This is a genomic window from Bradyrhizobium sp. PUT101 (assembly GCF_052043945.1).
GTDB lineage: Bacteria > Pseudomonadota > Alphaproteobacteria > Rhizobiales > Xanthobacteraceae > Bradyrhizobium.
On record NZ_CP197207.1, the window covers coordinates 5,610,352 to 5,632,067 of the forward strand.

Annotated in this window: 21 protein-coding genes; 15 read left to right on the forward strand and 6 right to left on the reverse strand. The window is 63.5% G+C overall.

The window, feature by feature from the left end; translation table 11 throughout:
* Positions 1–7 precede the first annotated feature (7 nt).
* On the forward strand, positions 8–1,180 hold the full coding sequence (gene pobA, locus ACSHT2_RS26990) for a 4-hydroxybenzoate 3-monooxygenase (RefSeq protein ID WP_440637678.1): 1,173 nt from the start codon (positions 8–10) through the stop codon (positions 1,178–1,180).
* Between the two features lie 43 nt (positions 1,181–1,223).
* Here the strand turns inward: pobA and ACSHT2_RS26995 are convergent, their stop codons facing one another.
* The 3 genes from ACSHT2_RS26995 to ACSHT2_RS27005 all read right to left on the reverse strand — a co-directional run bounded on the left by ACSHT2_RS26995 (position 1,224) and on the right by ACSHT2_RS27005 (position 5,389).
* On the reverse strand, positions 1,224–3,374 hold the full coding sequence (locus ACSHT2_RS26995; RefSeq protein WP_440637680.1) for a CHASE2 domain-containing protein: 2,151 nt from the start codon (positions 3,372–3,374) through the stop codon (positions 1,224–1,226).
* A 19-nt stretch (positions 3,375–3,393) separates the two neighbouring features.
* Positions 3,394–4,062, reverse strand: coding sequence for a hypothetical protein (locus ACSHT2_RS27000; protein WP_440637681.1), 669 nt, complete (start codon positions 4,060–4,062; stop codon positions 3,394–3,396).
* A gap of 187 nt (positions 4,063–4,249) precedes the next feature.
* On the reverse strand, positions 4,250–5,389 hold the full coding sequence (locus ACSHT2_RS27005) for an HD domain-containing phosphohydrolase (protein ID WP_440637682.1): 1,140 nt from the start codon (positions 5,387–5,389) through the stop codon (positions 4,250–4,252).
* Positions 5,390–5,640: 251 nt separating this feature from the next.
* Here ACSHT2_RS27005 and ACSHT2_RS27010 point away from each other — a divergent pair, with 251 nt between their 5' ends.
* The 12 genes from ACSHT2_RS27010 to ACSHT2_RS27065 all read left to right on the forward strand — a co-directional run bounded on the left by ACSHT2_RS27010 (position 5,641) and on the right by ACSHT2_RS27065 (position 17,999).
* Positions 5,641–5,964, forward strand: coding sequence for an STAS domain-containing protein (locus tag ACSHT2_RS27010; protein WP_319333627.1), 324 nt, complete (start codon positions 5,641–5,643; stop codon positions 5,962–5,964).
* Entirely contained in the window at positions 5,964–6,329 is a 366-nt protein-coding gene (locus tag ACSHT2_RS27015) for a response regulator (RefSeq protein ID WP_158667688.1), read from the forward strand. The genes ACSHT2_RS27010 and ACSHT2_RS27015 overlap by 1 nt, the downstream gene beginning before the upstream one ends.
* On the forward strand, positions 6,326–8,407 hold the full coding sequence (locus ACSHT2_RS27020; protein WP_440637683.1) for a chemotaxis protein CheA: 2,082 nt from the start codon (positions 6,326–6,328) through the stop codon (positions 8,405–8,407). Before ACSHT2_RS27015 ends, ACSHT2_RS27020 begins: the two co-directional genes overlap by 4 nt.
* Entirely contained in the window at positions 8,407–8,868 is a 462-nt protein-coding gene (locus ACSHT2_RS27025) for a chemotaxis protein CheW (protein ID WP_440637685.1), read from the forward strand. The genes ACSHT2_RS27020 and ACSHT2_RS27025 overlap by 1 nt, the downstream gene beginning before the upstream one ends.
* Positions 8,869–8,905: 37 nt before the next feature.
* On the forward strand, positions 8,906–10,603 hold the full coding sequence (locus ACSHT2_RS27030) for a methyl-accepting chemotaxis protein (protein WP_440637687.1): 1,698 nt from the start codon (positions 8,906–8,908) through the stop codon (positions 10,601–10,603).
* 66 nt (positions 10,604–10,669) lie between these two features.
* Positions 10,670–11,158: a chemotaxis protein CheW gene (locus tag ACSHT2_RS27035; RefSeq protein WP_440637689.1), complete on the forward strand. Its 489-nt coding sequence runs from the start codon at positions 10,670–10,672 to the stop codon at positions 11,156–11,158.
* A 60-nt stretch (positions 11,159–11,218) separates the two neighbouring features.
* On the forward strand, positions 11,219–13,021 hold the full coding sequence (locus tag ACSHT2_RS27040; RefSeq protein WP_440637690.1) for a methyl-accepting chemotaxis protein: 1,803 nt from the start codon (positions 11,219–11,221) through the stop codon (positions 13,019–13,021).
* Positions 13,022–13,154: 133 nt separating this feature from the next.
* A complete protein-coding gene (locus ACSHT2_RS27045) occupies positions 13,155–14,009 on the forward strand; it encodes a CheR family methyltransferase (RefSeq protein ID WP_440637692.1) in 855 nt (284 codons plus the stop codon).
* 16 nt (positions 14,010–14,025) lie between these two features.
* Positions 14,026–15,117 carry a protein-glutamate methylesterase/protein-glutamine glutaminase gene (locus tag ACSHT2_RS27050; RefSeq protein ID WP_440637693.1) on the forward strand — a complete coding sequence of 364 codons (1,092 nt, stop codon included), beginning with the start codon at positions 14,026–14,028 and terminating at the stop codon, positions 15,115–15,117.
* A gap of 5 nt (positions 15,118–15,122) precedes the next feature.
* Positions 15,123–16,850 (forward strand): chemotaxis protein, encoded by a 1,728-nt coding sequence (locus ACSHT2_RS27055; RefSeq protein WP_440637695.1) that lies wholly within the window; start codon positions 15,123–15,125, stop codon positions 16,848–16,850.
* A gap of 150 nt (positions 16,851–17,000) precedes the next feature.
* A complete protein-coding gene (locus ACSHT2_RS27060) occupies positions 17,001–17,444 on the forward strand; it encodes a hypothetical protein (RefSeq protein ID WP_440637697.1) in 444 nt (147 codons plus the stop codon).
* Between the two features lie 240 nt (positions 17,445–17,684).
* Positions 17,685–17,999: a hypothetical protein gene (locus ACSHT2_RS27065; RefSeq protein ID WP_440637698.1), complete on the forward strand. Its 315-nt coding sequence runs from the start codon at positions 17,685–17,687 to the stop codon at positions 17,997–17,999.
* 10 nt (positions 18,000–18,009) lie between these two features.
* On the opposite strand, the gene ACSHT2_RS27070 is transcribed toward ACSHT2_RS27065, so the two are convergent.
* Both ACSHT2_RS27070 and ACSHT2_RS27075 read right to left on the reverse strand, forming a co-directional pair.
* Positions 18,010–18,375 carry a VanZ family protein gene (locus ACSHT2_RS27070; RefSeq protein ID WP_319333651.1) on the reverse strand — a complete coding sequence of 122 codons (366 nt, stop codon included), beginning with the start codon at positions 18,373–18,375 and terminating at the stop codon, positions 18,010–18,012.
* A gap of 170 nt (positions 18,376–18,545) precedes the next feature.
* Complete coding sequence (locus ACSHT2_RS27075) at positions 18,546–18,719, reverse strand: hypothetical protein (protein WP_319333653.1); 174 nt, start codon at positions 18,717–18,719, stop codon at positions 18,546–18,548.
* 577 nt (positions 18,720–19,296) lie between these two features.
* Here ACSHT2_RS27075 and ACSHT2_RS27080 point away from each other — a divergent pair.
* Entirely contained in the window at positions 19,297–19,713 is a 417-nt protein-coding gene (locus tag ACSHT2_RS27080) for a hypothetical protein (protein WP_440637699.1), read from the forward strand.
* Positions 19,714–19,755: 42 nt separating this feature from the next.
* Here ACSHT2_RS27080 and ACSHT2_RS27085 read toward each other — a convergent pair whose 3' ends face one another.
* Positions 19,756–20,022 (reverse strand): hypothetical protein, encoded by a 267-nt coding sequence (locus tag ACSHT2_RS27085; protein ID WP_440637701.1) that lies wholly within the window; start codon positions 20,020–20,022, stop codon positions 19,756–19,758.
* Positions 20,023–20,564: 542 nt separating this feature from the next.
* On the opposite strand from ACSHT2_RS27085, the gene ACSHT2_RS27090 reads away from it, so the two are divergent.
* A complete protein-coding gene (locus ACSHT2_RS27090) occupies positions 20,565–21,698 on the forward strand; it encodes a hypothetical protein (RefSeq protein WP_440637703.1) in 1,134 nt (377 codons plus the stop codon).
* The last annotated feature ends 18 nt before the right edge of the window (positions 21,699–21,716 follow it).

A 21,716-nucleotide genomic window follows, 5' to 3' on the forward strand; every position in this document is an offset into this window, starting at 1 on the left:
CGCAAAAATGAAAGTTCAGGTCTGTATCATCGGCGGTGGGCCGTCCGGGTTATTGCTGTCCCAGCTTCTGCATCTGAAGGGCATCGACACGATCGTGCTGGAGAAATACAGCCGCGATCACGTGCTCGCCCGCATCCGCGCCGGCGTGCTCGAGCACGGCTTTGCGAAGCTGATGCGCGAGGCGCAGTGCGGCGAGCGGATGGACCGCGAGGGCGAGATCCACCGGGGGTTCGAGATCGCCCATGACGGCGTACTCTCCAAGATCGACCTGCACAAGCATTCCGGCGGCAATTCGGTGCTGGTCTACGGCCAGACCGAGTTGACGCGCGACCTCTACGAGGCGCGCGACCGGCTCGGCGGCAAGGTCGTGCACAATGCCGAGGATGTGACGCCGCACGATCTGACGTCGGACCGGCCCTACGTGACCTATCGCTCGAATGACGACATTGTCCGCGTCGATTGCGACTACATCGTCGGCGCCGATGGCTTTCACGGGGTCAGCCGCAGGTCGATCCCGAAGGACGTGTTGCGTGAATACGAGAAGGTCTATCCATTCGGCTGGTTGGGGGTACTGTCGCGCACGAAGCCGGTGTCGCCTGAGCTGATCTATGTGAAGCACGAGCGCGGCTTCGCGCTCTGCTCGCTGCGCTCGCAGGTGCTGAGCCGCTACTACATCCAGGTGCCGCTGGCCGATAAGGTGGAGGACTGGAGCGACGATGCGTTCTGGGCCGAGCTGAAGCGCCGCCTGCCGGAGGAGGTCGCCGGCCGCCTGATCACGGGAGCCTCGATCGAGAAGAGCATCGCGCCGTTGCGCAGCTTCGTCGCCGAGCCGATGAGCTATGGCCGCCTGTTCCTCGCCGGCGATGCCGCGCACATCGTGCCGCCGACCGGCGCACGCGGACTGAACAGCGCCGCTTCCGACATCTACTATCTCTACCACGCCTTGCTCGCGCATTATCAGGGCGGCGACGATTCCGGTCTCAAAGGCTATTCCGCAAAGGCGCTCGCGCGGATCTGGAAGGCACAACGCTTCTCCTGGTGGATGACGATGCTGCTGCACCGCTTCCCCGACCGGCTCGAATACGAGGATCGGCTCCAGCAGACGGAGCTGGACTATCTGCTCTCGTCCGAGACGGCGCAGCGCCTGCTCGCGGAGAACTACGTGGGCTTGCCGTTCTAGGCAGCGGTGCTGCTTCGCCCTCCCAAGGGAGGGGGAACAACTGCTACTTCCCTTCCAGCGTATTGACCGGCGTCCACTCCGGCGGCGGGGGGGCTGTGGCGAGCGCTCTCGCGCGTTCGGCAAACAGCGCCGACGCCGGATCGATCTTCGCGACCCGATCGAACGCATCCGCCGCCTTCGCGAAATCCCTCGCGCGCCAGCGGGCCAGACCTTCCGCATACGCCGCAGCCACTTCGGTCTGCTCGCCGCTCTCGGCATCCTTCTCCGCCAGCGGCTCGAACACCCTGATCGCCTCGCCGCGCCCCTGGACCCTGATCGCATCGAGCTCGCGCCAGGCGAAGGTGTCGCCGGTCTGCGCCATCGTGGCTTCCGACGCCATGATCGCTGTGCCGTAATATTTGTTGGCACCCTCGAGCCGCGAGGCGACGTTCACGGTGTCGCTCATTACGGTGTAGTTGAAGCGGCGCCGCGAGCCGATATTGCCGACCACGGCTTCGCCGCTGTTGAGTCCGATGCGATGCGACAGGCCGTGGCCGGCGAAGGCGGGATTGCCGGCATTGAGCTCCGCTAGCTTCTCGTGGCACTTCAGCGCGGCACGAACCGCGTTGCTCGCGTGCGCGGGATCGTCGGCCGGCGCGCCGAACATGGCGACGATGGAATCGCCGATATATTTGTCGACGTAGCCGCCATGGCTTTCGATGATGTCGGTCATACCGGAGAGATATTCGTTCATCAGCGTGACCAGCTCGACGGGCGTGATGGTCTCCGCGATCGAGGAGAAGCCTCTGAGGTCGGAGAAGAACATGGTGACGTTGCGCATCTCGCCGCCGAGCGCCGGCATCTTGCCGGACGTCACCATGGCGTCGATGACTTCAGGCGCAAGATAATAGGCAAAGCTCTTGCGCAGGAAGCGCTCGTCGCGATCGGCCAGCACGAAACGATAGCCGATCATCATTGCCAGCGCGGAGAGGCTTGCCAGGGCGGGTTCAACCACAGGCAGCGCCAGCGCATGTGCGAACGCACCGACGGCGAAGGCTGCGTAAACGGCGATGACGGCGAGCCAGGCGGTCACCGCGCCGACAGGTGCGAGCATGCAGGCCGCGCAGGCGATGATCGCCGCGAGCGCAATCGTGAGACCGGCCCGCGCGGCAAAGCCGAGCTCGGTCACCGCGTCTTGCTCGATCAGGTTTCGGACCGCAGTGGCATGCACGAACACACCTGCGATCTCGCTACGGGCCTTTTGCGAGGTGCTGGCGGGGGCGGGCAGGGCGCATCGTTGCGCGGGCGAGCCGTCATAGCCGCCGGACAATCGCATCGAGGTCAGCTTGCGGTCCTCGAAATTGAGGATGGTGCCGAGCAGTACGACCTTGCCGTCGAAGCTGCGGCGGAAGAAGTCGCGGTCGCCCTTCTCGGCGCAGGCGCGCAGGTCGGCGAAAGAATAGGCCGGGACGTCACGGCCCAGGCCGCGAAAGTTGAGGGTCAGCGTATTGGGCACCGCGCTGGGAATCGGATAGCCGGACAACTCCATCGCGCCGGATGGCCCGAACGCGGGCTTCGCGCCGAGTGCGCGCGCGGCGAGTTCGACGGCCATCGCGGGCACCGGCTTGCCATCGATGGAGAAACTCAGCGGCATCCGCCGGATCACGTCGTCGGGGTCGGTATGGACGTTGAGCGCGCGGATGTTGTTCTTCACCGCCAGCTGCTGGGCGCGGTAGGGCCTGTCCGGATGGTCGTTGCTCAGGATTTCGCCGAGCACCAGCTTGCCGGTGTCGGAGATCTGCCGCAGGGCTATCAGATAGTCCCGGTCAAAGCCCTTCATGCGCGTGCCGAGCGGCGCGTCGCCAAATGGAATCTCGGACTGCTCGATCGAGCTCGGAAAGATGACGTCGAAGCCGATCACCCTGGCGCCGCCTTCGGTGATGCTCCCGAGTACCCGGCCGATCTCGCGCGTCCAGGTCTGCGTCGGCGATCCCTTGAAGGGCGGGGTGTCGTAGGTCTCCCCGTCGATCGCCACCACGACGACCGGCGAGGTGGCGGGATCACGGCGATCGCCAACGGCCTTGCCGCGCAGCGCCGTGAGGATGTCGAGGGAGAGACCTTGCAGCGCCTGAAGCGGTGGCGACGTAAAGATCGCGCCCGCAAGAAGCGCAATCAGGATGGTCGCAACGATGTCCCGCCTGCCGATCCGCTGCATCGCGCCTTCGCGGAGCCGCCTATTCGAGCCGCAGCAGGCGGCCGACGATCGGGGTCGGCGATGACGTGGCGCTGGCATCGACCTGGAAGGCGTAGCGCTTGGTGCCGAGAATGGCGAGATAGCTGCCGCCGGGGGTCAGCGACTTCCCGGCCTTGGCGAAGTCATAGAACTTGCCGCCGACCATGGTTTCGTTCCTGAGCGGCACGGTGATCGTGGGTTCCTTGCCGTCGGTGCGCTCGATCACCAGCGTGCTCCCGCTCCTGGCCTGCACCAGCGGGGCGACCCCGTAGAGCGTCGGCAGCTTGGACGGGGCGCTCTTGGCGTCCGACCGCACGTTGCGGAAGGTCGTTGCGGCACTCTGGTTCGCCTGGCGCTCCGACAGTTTCGCCGCGTTGGTATCGCAGGGCACCTTCTCCCGTTTGACCTCGCCCAGCTGCACGGTGCTCTGCTCAGTGCCCACCAGAACAACGCCTTCGCTGATCGTCTCGCGCTCGCACGATTTGAGGTAGCTGAGCGTGATGCTGGCCTTGGGCCCGAGCTTGATGATCTTGCCCGGCGCCACATAGTCCATGAAGGCGATGCCATCGACCTTGCCTTGAACGTCCTCGACGATCGCGGCAGGAGTCTGCGCCAAAGCGGGGGCCGCAAGGCAGAATGCGCCGACGAAGGCGCCAATCAGGCTTTTCATGGGAATTCTCATCCAATTCGACGATGCTCTACCGGTGCCCGTCCTGGTTCGATGCCTAGCAGCAGGGCGCCCGGGCAAGTGTGACCAGAATCACTCTTGGTTATTGGTGCCATTTTAGCAGGAACAGGTTCAAACCGGCGACCGGAGAAAAATGGAGCTGTGGCAAGATGTTGGCGGATTGCCCATGTCAGGCGGTCGGGACGGCCTCGGCCGAACGGCCCCCGCTCGAACCGCTCTCCGCCGCACTCTCGATGACGGGAGCGAGGGGGGCCTCGGTCGTCTGAAAAGGCGTCGTCTGCTGACCTGCGGCGATCTCGACCACCTCGTCCCAGCGCGACAGGAAGGCCGCGACGCAGGCCGGATCGAATTGCCGGCCCGCGTTTTCAGCCAGGTAGCTGCGCGCCACCTCGAGCGGCATCGGCTCCTTGTACGGCCGCCGCGTCGTCAGGGCGTCGAAGACGTCGGCAACTGCAACCACGCGCGCCGCGACCGGGATTTCATTCGCCTTGAAGCCGTTCGGATAGCCCGCGCCGTCCCAGCGCTCGTGATGGCCTGCGGCAATTTGCGCGCCGAGCTGGATCAGCTCGCAGCTGGAATCGGCCAGGATCCGCTCGCCGATCGTCGCATGCGTCCGGATCACCGCCATCTCGTCGTCGGTGAGCTTGCCCGGCTTGAGCAGAATGTTGTCGGGAATTGCGACCTTGCCGACGTCGTGCAGGGGGGCGGCCAGATAGATGTCGCGGCACAGCCGGGCCGGCAGGCCGAGCTGGTCGGCGATGATACGGCTGTATTTGGCAACCCGCAGCGTGTGCTCGCCGGTATCGTTGTCGCGGTATTCGACCGCGAGCGCGAGCCGCAGGATGATCTCCTCCTCGCGCTCGCCGAGCTTTCGCGTTGCTGCTGCGACTTCGCTGGCCAGATGCGCGGCGCGGTCGTTAAGCTTGCGCACAGCTGCACCAAGCTGAATTAAATTCCGCAGGCGCACCGTCATCTCGAGGCTTTGTGGCTGCTTGGGCAGAAAATCGGTTGCACCGGCCTGCAGCGCTTCCATCTTGATGTCATCGGTCTGACGCGAGGTGATCATCGCGATCGGGATGTCGGTGCAGCCGGGAAGCCTGCGGAAGGTGCGGATGAAGCCGATGCCGTCCATATGCGGCATCTCGTAGTCGACCAGCACCAGATCGAAGACGCGTTCCCGCGCGCAGGCCAGCGCCTCCACGGGATCGAGGAAGGTGGTGGCCTCGACCAGACCTTCAGCCTCGATGTGACGTTTCAGGAAGTTGAGGACGGAGCGGCTGTCATCAACCAGGAGCGCTTGGGTCAGCATCGGTGGTCGGGGTCTCTTCGCTGGCAAAGACACGAACCCCAGCCATAGCCCAAGCGCATTTAACGCGAAGCAAACGGGCCTCACGGGTGTCCACGTCCCGAACGAGATGTCAGCACGCTGTGTATGCTTGCATGCAGTTGCGCGAATTCCCGGAAAGTGTGACCCGTAGTTGTACGGATGCCCGCGTTAGGAGTTTGCTCACTCGACTCAAGCCAAACGTGTAGCGGAATTTTAGCAAAGGCGGGGCAGCGATGGCGCTCAATCCGACGGAGCCGAAGTGGTCGTTGCGGTTGCCCGCGGACTGCAGCATCGCAGCCATTCGCAACGTCTATGAGCTCATTCGCGAGGCCTTCGGCCGCCAGGAGCGACTCGAGATCGACTGCTCGAGCGTCGACAAGGCCGACGTGACCTCGATCCAGCTTCTGCTGTCGACCGCCAAGACGGGCGAGGCCCAAGGCCGCCCAGTGGTGCTCACATCATTCTCTCAGTCTCTGCGCAACACCCTTCGCCGCGCCGGTTTCACCAGCGAGGCGATGATCGATCAGCACTTCCCGCAAAAGAAAGATGGCACCTGATGGCCACGATTCTTACCGTCGACGATTCCCCCAGCATTCGCCAAATGATCAAGGTCGTGCTCGAGCCGGCCGGTCACAACGTGATCGAGGCCGGCGACGGTGCGCAAGGGCTCGCCAAGGCGCAAGCCGGTAAGCTCGACCTCGTGATCACCGACCTCAACATGCCCGTCATGAACGGGCTGGAGCTCATCCGCGCACTGCGCAAGCTGCCGAGCGCGGTCGGCATGCCCATCGTGTTCCTGACCACCGAATCCAGCGACACGGTGAAGCAGGAAGCCAAGAGCGCCGGCGCCACCGGCTGGATCACCAAACCCTTCAAGCCCGAACAGCTGCTCGCCGTGGTCGGCAAGTTGGTGCGCACATGAGCGCAATGGACCCGACCGAGGTCTTTCGTCAGGAAGCCAGTGAGCTCTTTGAAGTTCTCGAAGGAGCCTTGCTCGATCTCGGCCAGCGTCCCGACGACCGCGAACTGGTCGATTCCGCCTTCCGCGCCCTGCACACGATCAAGGGGTCGGGCGCCATGTTCGGCTTCGACAAGGTCGCCTCCTTCACCCACGAATTCGAGACCGCCTTCGACCGTGTCCGCAAGGGCGAGATCAAGCCGACGCAGGAGCTGATCTCGGTCGCGCTCGCCGCCAAAGATTACATCCGCGCGTTGATCGAGGATCCGCAGTCGACCGACGACATTATCGGCGAAGCCATTCTCGACGATCTCAAGCGCTTCGTCTCGGCCGACAGGTCTGACGCTCCGGTCGTCGAGATCGCCGAGGCGCCGTCGCTGGCTCCTGCCGGCAGCAAGCAGGCCGGCTGGCACCTCTATCTGGAATTCGAATCCCATATCCTGCGCAACGGCTCGAATCCGCTCGACCTGTTGGAAGATCTCTGCAAGCTCGGCCCTTGCTTCGTCGTGCCTGTCACCGACGGCGTCCCGTTCCTCGACGAGATGGAGCCGGAAGACTGCTATCTGAAGTGGGACGTCAAGCTGCACGCGGCCTGCGACAAGGACGCGATAGACGACGTCTTCATGTTCGTCCAGGACGAGTTGAAGTTGACGCTCTCGCCTTTGGAACATGTTGAAGCGCCCGCGCCGGCTCCGTTATTCCAATTGCTCGACGAGGAGCCGATCATCGCTGAAGCGGCTGCGCCGGCGGTGGAGGCTGTCGTCGAGCAGCCCGTCGCCAGGGCGGAGCCCCAATCTGAGCCGAGGCCGGAGATCAAGCGCGAGGCGGCACCCGCGCGCCGCGAGGACGCCAAGCAGGAGCGCGGCATCGCCACCGTTCGCGTCCAGGCCGAACGCCTCGACGAGCTGATGGACCGCGTCGGCGAACTCGTGATCGCGCAGGCGCGGCTGACCCAGCTCGCCGCCTCCGGCTCCGACCTCTCGATCAAGATGATCGCCGAGGAGATCGAGCGCCTTGCATCTTCCTTGCGAGACACCACCATAGGCGCGCGCATGGTGCCGATCGGCTCCTTGTTCGGTCGCTTCCGCCGGCTCGTGCACGATCTGTCGCGGGATCTGTCCAAGCCGGTCGAATTCGTCACCACAGGCGAGGATACCGAGCTCGACAAGACCATGATCGAGTGCCTGGCCGACCCGCTGGTGCACCTGATCCGAAATGCCATCGACCACGGCATCGAAGACACCGCCACGCGCGCTGCCAATGGCAAGGCCGAGCAGGGCCGGATCGAGCTCGCCGCCGTCCACTCCGGCGCGCAGGTGCTGGTCACCGTGAAGGACAATGGCGGCGGCCTCAACACCGCGCGCATCCGCGCGAAGGCGGAAGAGCAGGGGCTGATCGCCGCCGGCGCCGTGCTGACGGATCACGAGATCCACCAGTTTCTGTTCCACCCCGGCTTCTCGACCGCCCAGACCATCTCGGCGCTGTCGGGCCGCGGTGTCGGCATGGACGTGGTCAAGCGCACCATCGAGAACATGCGCGGCACGATCGATTTGTCGACCAGGCCGGGACAGGGCACCACCGTGACGCTGCGCCTGCCCTTGACGCTCGCGATCATCGAAGGCCTCCTGATCCGCGTCGGCGAGGGCCGCTACATCATTCCGCTGTCGGCGGTGGAGGAGTGCGTCGAGCTGACGGCCGAGGACGAACGTTCGCGCGGCCGCAACTTCCTCAATGTGCGCGGCAACCTCGTCCCGTTCTTGCGGCTGCGCGAGATCATGGCTTCGTCGGGCTCGCCCGACAAGCACCAGAAGACGATCATCATCTCTACAGGCGAGAGCCGCGTCGGCCTCGTCGCGGACCAGATCATCGGCAACCACCAGACCGTGATCAAGTCGCTCTCCAAGCTGCACTCCGACGTCACGATCTTCTCCGGCGCGACGATCCTTGGCGACGGCACGGCGGCTCTGATCCTCGACGTCGCGCAGCTGGTCTCGCTGGCGCAGTCGAAGGTCGAGAAGCAGCATATCAACGAGGCGGCGTGATGAACGGGAATTTGGCGGGCGAGCATCGGAGCGGCGCAATGCAGGTCGTGATGATCGGCCTCGGCGAGGAGAAATTTGCACTCGACGCGGGCCTCGTGCGCGAGATCATCGATCCCGTCCCTGTTACGAAGGTGGCGGGTGCGCGCGCCTTCGTTCCCAGCGTGATCAACGTGCGCGGCAACGTCATTCCGCTCGCCGACCTGCGCATTCGCTTCGGCATGCCGCAGCTCGACAACTCGGCCGACACGCGCATCGTCGTGATCGAGCTCGATTTTGACGGCGAACCGGTTCTGGTCGGCCTCACCGCCGACAAGGTCTACGAAGTCACGGAGATCGCGCAGACGGATGTGCAGCAGACGCCGCGCGTCGGCATGCATTGGAAACCAGAGTTCATTCGCTTCATTGCGAAGTGGCGTGAAGAGTTCGTCATCGTTCCAAACATGGAACGCATTCTGAATTGAAATGAGGTCTCGGGCGAGACCGGGGTAGAGGCTGGAAATGAGATTTAGCGTCAAGGCAAAGCTGGCCAGTGCGTTCGGCTTGATCATCGTCCTGTCCGGAGTGGCGGGCGGCGTGGCCTACATGAAGCTCGGCGACATGATGGCGACCGCTGACAACATGGTCCTGCGTGCGAACCGGATGGAGAAGGCAACGCAGATCGAAAAGGACATCCTGCTGCAGCTTCGCGCGGAAAAGAATTCGATCCTCGCGACCGAGGCGCAGACCGAGCAGTTTGCCGCCGAAGCAGCCAGACTCCGCGAGCACGTGACGAAGACCAAGGACGAAGTCTACGCGCTGGCGAGCGAGGGGGGCCGGAAGCTGCTCGACGGCTTTACAGTCACATACGCGAAGATGAATACGTACCAGGAAGAGACGATTCGGCTTGCCAAGACTGACAAGACGAAGGCCATGGAGCGCTCGATGGGTGACGGCCGCAAGGTCGTCGCAGATGCGATGGAGACGATGGGTGCCTACGTCGTCAACACGAAGAAGCAGATGGCCGAGCAGGCTGTCCAATCCAAGGCAGAGGGGCACCAGGCCCAACTCTTGCTGATGATGCTGATCGGCATCTCGCTGGCGGTTGCGATCGGGGCTGCGCTGTGGATTTCCATCTCGATCAGCCGTTCGCTCGGAAGGGCTGTTGGCCTTGCGGGCGCGGTCGCGGAGGGTGATCTGAGCCGGACCATCCCCTCGGCGAGCAACGATGAGATCGGAGATCTCGTCAAGTCGCTGAACGTGATGGTCGAGAAGCTCCGGCAGATCGTCACCGAGGCGATTACGGCGGCGCAGAACGTCTCGGCCGGCAGCCAGGAGCTCTCCGCCAGCGCCGAGCAACTCTCCCAGGGCGCGACCGAGCAGGCCTCGTCTGCCGAGGAAGCCTCGTCCTCGATGGAGGAAATGGCCTCCAACGTGAAACAGAACGCCGACAACGCCAACCAGACCGAGAAGATTGCGGCGCAATCGGCCAAGGACGCCGAAGCCAGCGGTGTCGCCGTCGGTCGTGCCGTCGAGGCGATGCAGACCATCGCCGAGAAGATCACGATCGTGCAGGAGATCGCGCGCCAGACCGACCTGCTCGCGCTCAACGCGGCGGTGGAAGCGGCGCGCGCAGGCGAGCACGGCAAGGGCTTTGCGGTGGTCGCCTCCGAGGTGCGCAAGCTCGCCGAGCGCAGCCAGGCGGCCGCGGCAGACATCGGCACGCTCTCGACCGAGAGCGTCAAGGTCGCGCAAGAGGCGGGCCAAATGCTGTCCAAGCTCGTGCCCGACATCAAGAAGACCGCGGAACTGGTGCAGGAGATCACCGCGGCCTGCCGCGAGCAGGACGTGGGCTCGGCCCAGATCAACCAGGCGATCCAGCAGCTCGACAAGGTCGGCCAGCAGAACGCCAGCGCGTCCGAGCAGGTGTCTTCCACCTCGGAGGAGCTCGCCTCGCAGGCCGAGCAGCTCCAATCCACCATCTCGTTCTTCCGGATCGAGCACGCGGCGCGCAAGGAGAATGCTGCGGCCGAGCCGATCGACCGCGCCGTCGGTCAGCTCCGGGCCAAGGCTGCGCACATGGCGGCGGTCGATCGCGGCTCGAAGAAGCCGGCCCCGGTCCGCAAACCGGCACGCACGATGAAAGTCGCCGGCGGCGGCGGCTTTGCCTTCGACATGAATGACGGCGAAGACGACCGCGACGCCGAGTTCCAACGCTGATCGGCCGGTCCGGCTCTTATGCCGGACCGCATTCATTTGCCAACCTCCGGATCCTTGGACTGCATCATGGCCGCAACCTCGCAATATCTGACGCTCGGGCTCGCCGGCGAGACGTTCGGCATCAGCATCCGCAATGTCCGTGAGATCCTCGACATGCGGCCGATCTCGCGCCTGCCGCACGCCCCGAACTTCCTGCTCGGCATGATCGATGTGCGCGGCAGTGGCTACCCGATCGTCGACCTCCGGACCAAGCTCGGTCTGCCGAGCGTGCCGTCCACCGAAGCCACCCGCATCATCATTCTAGACGTGCCGACGAAAGACCGCCTGGTCGGCGTCGGTTTCGTCGCCGACTGCGTGTTCGAGGTCACCGACATCGACGAGCAGGCGATCGAGCCCATCCCCGAGGTCGGCGGCAGATGGCAATCCGATTATGCCTCCGGCATCGGCCGCAAGGGCGAAAAGTTCGTCGTGATTTTCGACCTCGCCAGGCTGATGGCGAACGACAAGATCCCGGAAGGACGCGATGCCGGCGCGGACGCACCTCGCGCCGCCTGAGTTGCAAGAGTGAAGCGTAATCACGCGTAAAGCACCCCAATTCGAACCAACGAGACAGACATGAGATTCACCGTCAAAGCCAAGCTTGCCACCGCCTTCGGCGTCGTCATCCTGCTGTCCATGATCGCCGGCGGCGTCGCGTATCTGAAGTTGAACGACATGGTCGCGACAGCCGAGCATCTGTCTGCCCGTGCCGGCCGGCTGGCCAAGGTTGGCGAGCTTCAGGAGGCCGTCCTGCTTCAGGTGCGGGCCGAGAAGAACACTATCCTCGCGGCGGAAGCCGATCAGGGCAAGTTCATCGGCCAGATCGCCCAACTGCGCGAACACGCGATGAAGGTAAAGGACGAGGTCTATTCCAGCGCGAGCGAGACCGGCAGGAAAATGATCGATACTTTCGCCGTTGCCTACGCGAACTCCAACGCGGTACAGGACCAGACCCTTGCGCTCGCCAAACAGGACAAGGCCAAGGCGACCGAGCGGTCGATGACCGAGGGCCTGAAGGCCTCCACGCCGGCACTCACTGCCGCGAGCGACTATATCAATTATGTGAAGAAGCAGATGGCCGGGGAGAGCGAGCAGGCCAAAGTCGATGGCGGCCGCGCCATCCTGATTCTCGTTTCCCTGATCCTCGCGTCGCTCGTCATCGCCATCGCTGCGGCAGTCTGGATAGCTCTGAATATCAGCCGTTCGCTTTCCAGTGCGGTCGGCCTTGCCGATGCGGTGGCGATCGGCGATCTCAGTCAAAAGATCGATTCGTCCAGCAATGACGAGATCGGCGACCTCATCAAGTCGCTGAATACGATGACGGTCAATCTCAACCAGACCGCGGCCGTCGCCAACGAGATTGCGCAGGGCAATCTCACGGTCGAAGCCAAGCCGCTGTCGGACAAGGATACGCTCGGCCTCGCGCTCGAACGCATGATCGAGAAGCTTCGCCAGATCGTGTCGGAGGCTTTGACGGCAGCGCAGAACGTTTCCGCTGGCAGCCAGGAACTCTCCGCGAGCGCCGAGCAGCTGTCGCAGGGCGCGACGGAGCAGGCCTCCTCTGCCGAGGAAGCCTCGTCCTCGATGGAGGAGATGGCCTCCAACGTGAAGCAGAACGCGGACAACGCCAATCAGACCGAGAAGATCGCCGCGCAGTCGGCCAAGGATGCGGAAGCCTCCGGCGCAGCCGTCGGCCGCGCCGTCAACGCGATGCAGACCATCGCCGAGAAGATCACGATCGTTCAGGAGATCGCGCGCCAGACCGATCTGCTCGCGCTCAATGCGGCGGTCGAAGCCGCGCGCGCGGGCGAGCACGGCAAGGGCTTCGCGGTGGTCGCCTCCGAGGTGCGCAAGCTGGCCGAACGCAGCCAGGCGGCAGCGGCCGAGATCGGAACGCTCTCGGTCGACACCGTCAAGGTCGCGCAAGAGGCCGGCGCTATGCTGTCCAAGCTCGTTCCGGACATCAAGAAGACCGCCGAATTGGTCGAGGAGATCACCGCGGCCTGCCGCGAGCAGGATGTGGGCTCGGCCCAGATCAACCAGGCGATCCAGCAGCTCGACAAGGTCGGCCAGCAGAACGCCAGCGCGTCCGAGCAGGTGTCCTCGACCTCGGAGGAGCTCGCCTCGCAGGCCGAACAGCTCCAGTCGACCATCGCGTACTTCCGCATCGAGCAGGGTGGAAAAGGTCATGCCGCCGCGCCGATCGACCGGGCGGTGAATCAGCTGCGCGCCAAGGCGGCCACCATGGCGGCGGTCGAGCGTCCGGCGAGGAAGCCGCTGGCCAAGCCGGCGCGTGCCGTGAAGGCTGCCGGTGGCGGCGGTTTCGCGTTCGACATGAACGACGGCGTGGACGATCGGGACGCCGATTTCCAGCGCTAGGATTCTGACGGATCGGCCCGCCATCGGCGGGCCGATCCGTCTTCGGCAATTTTAGTTAAAGTGTAGGATTCAAGATGCTCCGTATGGCCGGTTATGCAATGCAGGTGGCCGTCCCGGGTCGGGGCAGGCGGCCATGATGCCTGCCATGCAGGATACGGCCGTGCATCTTTCGGACCGCCATTTTCGCACCATCGCCGAACTGATTGAAGGCCAGGTCGGCATCAAGCTGCCGCAGGGCAAGCGGCTGATGCTGGAGGGGCGGCTGCACAAGCGCGTGCGCGCGCTGAACTTCTCCGACCTCAACGAATACGTCGAGAACCTGTTCGAGGAGGATCATTTCGACACCGAGCTGACTCATCTCATCGATGTGGTGACGACCAACAAGACCGACTTTTTCCGCGAGCCGCAGCACTTCACTTTCTTGCGCGAGATTGCGATTCCCGCCCTGCTCAAAGTGCGTGGACGGAAAAACGCGAACCTGAAGATCTGGAGCTCGGCGAGCTCCACCGGCATGGAAGCCTACACGACCGCGATGGTGCTGGACGACATGACGCGGAGCGGCTCGCGCTTCCAGTACCGAATCCTCGGGACCGACATCTCGACGGCGGTGCTGCGCCTCGCCAGGACGGCGATCTACAACCGCGACGTGCTCGCCCCGGTGCCAGAGCAATTCGTGAAACGATATTTTTCGTCGTCGCGGGACAAGTCGCGCGGCGAAGTGCGGATCGTACCTGAGCTACGGCGCATGACGCACTTCATGAGGATGAATCTCATGGACAAATCCTATCCCGTCGACCGTGACGTCGATATCATCTTCTGCCGCAACGTCCTGATCTATTTCGAGCGCGAGACCCAGCGCAAGGTGGTGGAGCAATTGTGCAGCCATCTGCGTCCGGGCGGCTATCTGCTGGTCGGGCATTCGGAATCGATGATTCACAGTGCCGTGCCTGGGCTGAAGCAGGTTCAGCCTACCATCTTCCAGGTCTAGCCGGAGCGGAACCAGAATGCCGAGGGAGAAAGTTCGCGTGCTGATCGTGGACGATTCGGCGTCGGTGCGCCAAATCCTGCTGACGATCTTGAGTGAAGATCCGGAGATCGAGGTGATGGCGACCGCGTCCGATCCGTTCGTGGCGGCCAAGCGGCTCGAGAAGGAGCTGCCTGACGTCATCATCCTCGACCTCGAAATGCCGCGCATGGACGGCATGACCTTCCTGCGCAAGATCATGGCGCAACGTCCGATACCGGTGATCATCTGCTCCTCGCTGACCGAGGAGGGCTCGAACGTGATGTTCGAGGCGTTCGAGGCGGGGGCAGTCGACATCGTGCCGAAGCCGAAGATCGACACGCGCCAGGCACTGCTCGAATGCTCCACGCGGCTGCGTGAGGCCGTGAAGTCGGCCGCCCGCGCCCGGGTGCGCCCGCGTGCGGAGCGTCGCGCAATCGAGAAGAAGCTGACCGCCGATGCCATCATCCCGCCGCCGGTGCAGGGCAAGGTCCGGCCGACCACGGAACGCATCGTGTGCATCGGTGCCTCGACGGGCGGCACCGAAGCGCTCAACGACGTCCTTGAAATGCTGCCGCCGCACTGTCCGCCGATCGTCATCGTCCAGCACATGCCGGCAGGCTTTACCGCAGCCTTTGCCAAGCGTCTCGATGGCGTCTGCCAGATCCGGGTCAAGGAGGCCGAGGACGGCGAACCGGTGCTGCCGGGTCGCGCCTATATCGCGCCGGGCGCCCGCCACATGCTGCTCCAGCGCATCGGCCTGCGCTACCAGATCGCGATCAAGGATGGGCCGCCAGTGTCCCGGCATCGTCCGTCCGTCGACGTGTTGTTCCGCTCGGCGGCCCAGAATGCCGGCGCCAACGCGCTCGGCGTGATCATGACCGGCATGGGCGATGATGGCGCGCGCGGAATGCTGGAGATGCGCAAGCTCGGCGCCTCGACGCGGGCTCAGGATGAAGAGAGCTGCGTGGTGTTCGGCATGCCCAAGGAGGCCATCGCTCATGGCGGCGTCGAGAAGGTCGTCTCGCTGAACCATATCCCGCGCGAAATCATGCTCTGGTATCAGGCCGGGCATGTTGCGGTGGCAGGTTGAGTGCAATGTCCGTCATTCCCGCCGACACGCTTGCTGAGGCGATCGCCGCGACCGAGAACGTCTCCTCGCGCATCGAGGACGTGTTCGCGCGAGTCGGTCAAGAGCTCGGACGCGGGCATCTCATCTTCAAGGAGCTGAACCAGGGCCTCGCAACGCTTTCCTCGGAACTCTCCGGTGCAGAGATCGAGGGCGCCGCGACCGCGCTACAGGAGATCGCCGCGCGGCTCAGCGACCTGGCGCAGGCGCTGCCAGCCGAGACCGCCCTGCTTGAGACGATCGGCAAGAGCACGGCGGAGGCGTCTGCCTTGCTCAAGCCGCTGTTCAAGCACATCCAGATGATCACCATCATCGCCCGCAGCGCGCGGATCGAGGCAGCCTCGCTCGACAGCGATCGCGAGGGCTTTCTCGCCTTCACGCAGGAAGCCTATGATCTCGGCAAGGCCGTGCAGGGCGCGATCGAGGGCTGCGCGCGGGATCAGGAACGCCTGTTCGAGGCGGTCGCTACCGCATCCGGCCGGCAGAAGGAGTTCGAGAGCCGCTACCGGAATCAACTGGCGGCGGAGAGCGTCGAACTCGGCTCCGCCTATGCCGGATTGCATGATCAGCGCCGCAACAGCAGCCATCTGGCCGACCGCGCAAGCTCCAGCACCAGGAAGATCGCCGAGGCGGTCGGCAGCGCTATTGTTTCCCTGCAGGCGGGCGACAGCACGCGTCAGCGTCTCGAGCACGTCTCCCACGGCCTCGGCCTTGTGTCCGGACCGGCCCCGAGCCTCGTTCCCGAACCGGTCGTGAGCGATGACGGCGCGCGTGCGATCTGCCAGTTGCAGGCGGCCCAGCTCAGGGATGCCCAGCGCGAGTTCGCCGGCGACATCGGCCAGATCGTTCGCGCGCTGACCGCCATCCTGCACGACGCGGGCAGCGTCGTCGGCCACGGCCGCACGTTGTTTGGCGGCGAGGATGGCAGCTCGTCGTCGTTCCTGACACGCATCAAGCAGACGCTGGCGCACGCATCGACCCTGATCGCCACCTGCGAGGGTGCGGGCCGCTCGGTCGACGAGGCGCTCGCGATCGTCGAGGATACGCTGGCGAAATTCCGTCAAGCGATCGCCGGGCTGGCCGAGGCGACAATCGACATCACGCTGATCGGAATGAATGCGGGCCTCAAGGCAAGCCATCTCGGCAGCCGCGGCAGCGCTTTCGTCGTCATTGCCAACGAGCTCAAGGCAACCGCCGACCAGGTTTCAGTGGGGGCAGGGCGTTTGAGGCCCGTGCTCGACGGCATCGAGCGGTCGGCCGGGGAGCTGAAGGAACTCCGCTTGCAGGGCGATCCCACGCAGCTCGCCAAGCTCGAACCGCAGATCCTCCAGGCGCTGCGCGAGGTCGAGGCCGGCAATGAGCGGCTCGGCAAGCTGATGAGCCGGCTGGTCGATGAAGGTGCGGAATTCGAAGACCTGATGAATTCGGCGCAAGGCCTGATGACCGCGCTCGGCGAAGGCTCCGCGGCGTTGCCCACGGTCGCGGCGCGGCTCGAGACCGCGAGCGCAGCCGCGCAGAAGCCGCGGCCGCAAGCGCAGGACGAGGCGGTGCTCGACCAGCTCTTCGCGCGCTACACGATGGAACGCGAGCGGGACGTGCACCGGGAGTTCCTGCAAACGCTCGGGCTGGCGTCGGCAGCCACCACGCGCCGGGTCGAGGCAGTCGAGACGGCGGACGACGGCATAGAATTGTTCTGATCTTGCTGCGGGCGCCGCCGCGTGCGCCGGCATAAATTTGACGGATTGAATTTGCACGGCGTTAACCGCGGCGGAATGCTCGCCGCGTCGGTCATTGTCGCGCCCTACGGTTCGTTGCAAATACGCGTGGAATTCACGACGGATGTTTCCATGCTGAAAGAAGGCAAATACGCGGCGTGGTTCAGAACCGCGCAAGCGCAAGGCACCGGTATCGTGCATCTGGCCCAGGGTCGGATTTCCGGCAGTGACAGCTTCTTCACCTATGGCGGCTCCTATCAGTTCCATGACGACCAGCGTTTCACGGCCGTTCTAACCACGCGGCGACATGCCGACGGGCCGCCGACCGTATTCGGGCTCGACGAAGTCAAGGTCGAGCTCTCCGGCCTGTATACCGGTGCGATGGCGACCTGCTCGGGAACGGCCCGGGAAGCGCCTGACGTGAAGCTCGAGGTGACGCTGATCTACAGCCAGGAAGATGCGCCGGCTGCCGCCGACCGGAGCGCGGTCGTGAAGCTCAAGGCCGACAAGCTGCCCAAGGGGCTCGACGGCCGCTCCCGCCCGCGGCATCCGTTCACGGCTGGCTCGCCCAAGTAAGAGGCAGATCGCCGACGATCCGCGCAGCTCCACAAGAGCTCGCACCTCAAGCGCGATGAGATTGGGATGAATCGTCATCGCGCTTCAGGTTATTGTTCGAGCATGATCTCTTCGGAGAACCGTTTTACACTTTCCCGGATCATGCTCTACCGCCGCGATTAGCATTGCATTGACATTGTTGTCTCGAAGTCACGCCGCGGCCGCGCTGAAGCAATGCTGCCTTTAGAAGCGAGAGCTAGTATGGCGGCCGGTCAAGCGTGGTGGAAGAACATGCCTCAAATCTGGATGACATACGACGAACTCGGCGCGCTTTGCGGCTGCGGCGCAATGGAGGCCCGGGACCGCGCCATCCGTTTGTCGCTCGATCGCCGCAAGAGTCGCGATGGGGCGACGCGCGTCAAACTCGATCTGGCACTGACGGTCAAATTCTTCGCATCCATTCGTGAGGCGAATTTCAATCTCGATTGCGCCATTGAAGCGCTGCACGAAACTCATCGGCAGATGGCCGAACTCCCGGATCCCTCCGAGCTCCACAACAGGCGTGGGGTGGCTTGAGCCGGCCGCCTTAGGCAGGTGGTCTGGGCAAGAACGCCAAGATCATCTGGGCGAGCATGACGCCTACGGTGCCTCCTGCCGCCTTCTGCAACACGTCGAGGAAGCCCGGATCGCGGTCGGGTATGAACGCCTGCATCAGCTCCAGCCCCATAGCGACCGCGACGACGAGAGAGCAGGCAAGAACGAACCGTCCGGGCAGCAGGAAGGAAAGCAGGAAGCCGAGCAGCCCGTAGGCGCTGAAGCGCTCGATCACGACGACCCAATAGGCCTCGTGATGCCCCATGAGTGCGGGTCTACCCGCCAGCCTCGCCAGGGTGGCATAGACGATCAGCGCAAGACAGATGCTCGCAGCTGCTATGATGTGATTCCTGCGCATGACGCCAACATACAAGGTTGGTCGCCCGTCAGGTTCGAAAGCCGAAAGTATCGTTAAAGGCGTCGCTCGCACACGCCTGCTTTCAACGTGATACGTTCGGGCGGTTCAACGTTGCAGGCTCAGCGCGGCGACGGGTTGTGAGGCGCGAGGCGAGCGCTGCCGCGCCGAAGTCAGGTCTTCTTGGCCGCCTTCGACTTCAATGAAAGGCCAAGTCGTAGCGCCATGCGCTTGACCGCATCGGGTGAGCGCCCGAGAATTTTCGCCGCTTGTTCCAGCGAGGCTGAAGACTTCGCCAACTCCATGAGCCGGCGGTCTTCCTTGAACGACCAGGGCCTGCGCGCCATAACGAAATGATCCTCTCGTCGACACAACGACAAAGCCGCCAAGCGGACCCATATTCGCTCGACGGCTTTGCTTGGGTGGGGCCGGGCTTGGGGAAGCCCGGTGCGAGAGATGGATAAGCAAAGCGTGAAACTTCGCAACAAACAACGCGGATTAAGCTAACCTCTCAACCTTACCGGGACGAAGTTGGTGAATGACGCTCCGTATAACCACGGATGTTTCGTTAATGTCGTCTGCAAACCGCCAGCGACCGCATTCGAAATCCGTCGAAGCCGTCTTCATCAATGCAAAGAGCAGACGTGCTCGGTGCATCGTGCGCTTGCCGGGGGGAGCACGGGATTCGGCTTCCGTTTTATGTCGACCTATGCCCAAGATCTTCCGCCGCCCTCAACATGAACGAGGGAGATCTGGGGCTGCCGCCGCGGACGAAGTTCGATGGCTCCAGCTTAATTCCAAGCAGGAAGAGGCTTGGCTGGTCTGGATCGCACAAAGCCAGCCGGGGTGGGTGCAAGCTTTAAGCTTTGTTAACTATGCCTGACCGATGGTAGCGGCCCAGATCTCGAATGTGGGATGGCCCAAATGTTTCAGCTGTTCCTGAGAGCGCGCGCACACAATCTTCTCGGCTCCCGCCGCGAGGACAAAGGCTTCAAAGCCCGCTCCGTCGAGCGTGATGCGGAGACCGATCGCGTGCGCATCGGTGCCGTCCTGGCGGCGATCGAAACAGCGTTGCAGGAGGCGGAGAGGGAGCAGGCCGGTTTGAACCGGCGCGTTGACGATGCCCTCGCGCGTGCATCCGTCACCTTCGGAAACGGGACCGATGAATATCTCGAGCGGGAGCCGCTCGACAATCATCATCAGGATCTCTTCGCGGCCGACATCTCGAACGGCCAGCGACGGCTCAAGGAACTGGCAAGCACCATTGCTCACCTGAAGTTCGTCAAGACTGCAATGCTCACGCGTTTCCCGGACTTCAAGCCGCCGCAGCTCGACAGCTGATAAGTCGTGGCGATAGATCGGCCAGCCTCGGCGCTGACGCAATCATTTGTCCGTCTTTTCGACTGCACCGTCGATATTGCCACCGCTGTCGACACATTTTTTGAAAAGGTCCCGTTGATCCTGTCCGCTGCCCTTTGCGCTGCCTGCAGCAGGATTGCCGGGCTGGCGGGGAGGAAACTGCTTTTCGACAAGCGCGTTGCACTTCCTTGCCAACTCGACGGTGATGGCTGGAGCAGGTTCTGGCAACATTGTGGCTGCTGCCACGAGCAGCGTTGCCGCGCACAAATCGGGTTTCCAATGGGAATGCATGCTCCGAATCCTTCTGCCCAGCGGTTGATACGACGGACATTATACTAACATCCATTGCTCGGCCGGCAACGCGCCGGCAGGTGACCGCTCATCGGACGGGCACGAATCGCCCCGCTTACGCTGTCGATCCGGAGAACCCTCAAATCGAAACATTCCGCGGTTGGTCGAGACAATATCGCCGGGAAGCAGACTGCCGTCCTCAAGGATACTCCATTCGCGCGACGCTCTGAATGTATCCTGTCACTGCTCCCGGCTCATCTCGGACAGAGCATTGTTCGGGAACTTCCTGAGCGCGACAACTCCGCGAACACCAGACGCGGCCAGATGAATGATCGCCATGAAAATCGATCTCCGCTGCATGGAGGCATCAGAAACGTGCCAATCGATACTGGAAACGTCGCGAGGACTGGAATATCTGGTCGGGGAAGTGCTTGGAATCTGGCATGTTTCATGCCATTGGCGCAGCGATATCTTCCAATTATGCTAAGCCAGCAACCTTGGGATTGCGCAGGTCACGCTTTGATCGAGGGCGATGGGATCGAATGGGCTCGGAGATCGTACGACCAGAAGACGATGTCCCGCCGGCTCCAATGCCGGAGGTGGAATTCGCGCTGATTCTCTCGCGCATGATCGACTCCATCAAGAATGATCCGGAGCATCTCCGCCAGACCGTCTACGAATTGGCGCGGCACAAGCTGGAGGAGCAGCTCGCGAGCGAAGGCAGTCACGACCAGCGGAAGCTGTCGAAAGCACTGGAGACCGCAATCCTGGGTGTGGAGACCTTCGCCAGGAATAATGATGAAGGCTTGCCCGGTTCGAACGGGCCGGCCGCCTTGCCGCCCCCTCGAGTCACCGGGCAAGGCGTCGACGGTGAGCGGTCGACGGTCCGACCGGGGCCGCCGCTCGTCGAAGTCCGGGCCGATACCGCAACCTCGAAGAGACGGTCTTTCTGGCTCACGGCTCTCGCGATGCTGGTTCTGATGCTCCCGATCCCATGGGTGCTCGCCTATATCGTTCGTGGAAGCAATACGCCCACCTGGCGAAGCGGTGTCCCGAGCGCCACGCAACTGGTCGAGCCAGAACGGACTGCCGTTGCAGCGCCGGCTCCCCCGCCGAAACAGATCGAAAAACCTGCACGCGAGGCGTCGCCTCTCGTACCGAAAGCCTATGGAATTTATGCGATCAGCGCCGACAAGCTTTACGAGCTCGACATGCTGCCGGGTCGCGCGCCGGATATGCGTGTCGCCATCTCGGCGCAGATTGCTACGCCGAGTCGCACCGTGGTGCCCGACGGACATATCAAATTCATCGTGTATCGTCGTGATTCAGCCACCTCGGCCGCGGATCGCGCGGAGATCCGGATCGTCGCCAAGATCGAGAACGAGCTGACCTTCGACAAAGCGGGTAAGCCGGTTGTGTCGAAGGCCGATGATGGCTGGGTGATCCGCAATATCGCGATTCCGTACCGAACCGCACCCAGCAAGGACGAAGCGGACATGTATGAAGTTCAAAGCGAGGACCCCGACAAGCCGTTGGCGGCGGGGCGGTACGCTCTGGTCCTGAAAGGCCAGGCTTACGACTTCACAGTCGCCGGGACGATCACCGACCGCAGGCATTGCCTGGAGCGAATGGCGGCGTCCAACGGTCAGTTCTACAGCGAATGTCAGAAGAAGTAGGCCTGTCTGAAGAACCAG

Coding starts and splice junctions, on each gene's coding strand:
- ACSHT2_RS27010 (WP_319333627.1), top strand. CDS start 5,641: ATGGCGCTCAATCCGACGGAGCCGAAGTGGTCGTTGCGGTTGCCCGCG.
- ACSHT2_RS27035 (WP_440637689.1), top strand. CDS start 10,670: ATGGCCGCAACCTCGCAATATCTGACGCTCGGGCTCGCCGGCGAGACG.
- ACSHT2_RS27045 (WP_440637692.1), top strand. CDS start 13,155: ATGATGCCTGCCATGCAGGATACGGCCGTGCATCTTTCGGACCGCCAT.
- pobA (WP_440637678.1), top strand. CDS start 8: ATGAAAGTTCAGGTCTGTATCATCGGCGGTGGGCCGTCCGGGTTATTG.
- ACSHT2_RS27085 (WP_440637701.1), bottom strand. CDS start 20,022: ATGCATTCCCATTGGAAACCCGATTTGTGCGCGGCAACGCTGCTCGTG.
- ACSHT2_RS26995 (WP_440637680.1), bottom strand. CDS start 3,374: ATGCAGCGGATCGGCAGGCGGGACATCGTTGCGACCATCCTGATTGCG.
- ACSHT2_RS27040 (WP_440637690.1), top strand. CDS start 11,219: ATGAGATTCACCGTCAAAGCCAAGCTTGCCACCGCCTTCGGCGTCGTC.
- ACSHT2_RS27015 (WP_158667688.1), top strand. CDS start 5,964: ATGGCCACGATTCTTACCGTCGACGATTCCCCCAGCATTCGCCAAATG.
- ACSHT2_RS27000 (WP_440637681.1), bottom strand. CDS start 4,062: ATGAAAAGCCTGATTGGCGCCTTCGTCGGCGCATTCTGCCTTGCGGCC.
- ACSHT2_RS27025 (WP_440637685.1), top strand. CDS start 8,407: ATGAACGGGAATTTGGCGGGCGAGCATCGGAGCGGCGCAATGCAGGTC.
- ACSHT2_RS27020 (WP_440637683.1), top strand. CDS start 6,326: ATGAGCGCAATGGACCCGACCGAGGTCTTTCGTCAGGAAGCCAGTGAG.
- ACSHT2_RS27050 (WP_440637693.1), top strand. CDS start 14,026: ATGCCGAGGGAGAAAGTTCGCGTGCTGATCGTGGACGATTCGGCGTCG.
- ACSHT2_RS27090 (WP_440637703.1), top strand. CDS start 20,565: ATGGGCTCGGAGATCGTACGACCAGAAGACGATGTCCCGCCGGCTCCA.
- ACSHT2_RS27030 (WP_440637687.1), top strand. CDS start 8,906: ATGAGATTTAGCGTCAAGGCAAAGCTGGCCAGTGCGTTCGGCTTGATC.
- ACSHT2_RS27055 (WP_440637695.1), top strand. CDS start 15,123: ATGTCCGTCATTCCCGCCGACACGCTTGCTGAGGCGATCGCCGCGACC.
- ACSHT2_RS27080 (WP_440637699.1), top strand. CDS start 19,297: ATGTTTCAGCTGTTCCTGAGAGCGCGCGCACACAATCTTCTCGGCTCC.
- ACSHT2_RS27075 (WP_319333653.1), bottom strand. CDS start 18,719: ATGGCGCGCAGGCCCTGGTCGTTCAAGGAAGACCGCCGGCTCATGGAG.
- ACSHT2_RS27065 (WP_440637698.1), top strand. CDS start 17,685: ATGGCGGCCGGTCAAGCGTGGTGGAAGAACATGCCTCAAATCTGGATG.
- ACSHT2_RS27060 (WP_440637697.1), top strand. CDS start 17,001: ATGCTGAAAGAAGGCAAATACGCGGCGTGGTTCAGAACCGCGCAAGCG.
- ACSHT2_RS27005 (WP_440637682.1), bottom strand. CDS start 5,389: ATGCTGACCCAAGCGCTCCTGGTTGATGACAGCCGCTCCGTCCTCAAC.
- ACSHT2_RS27070 (WP_319333651.1), bottom strand. CDS start 18,375: ATGCGCAGGAATCACATCATAGCAGCTGCGAGCATCTGTCTTGCGCTG.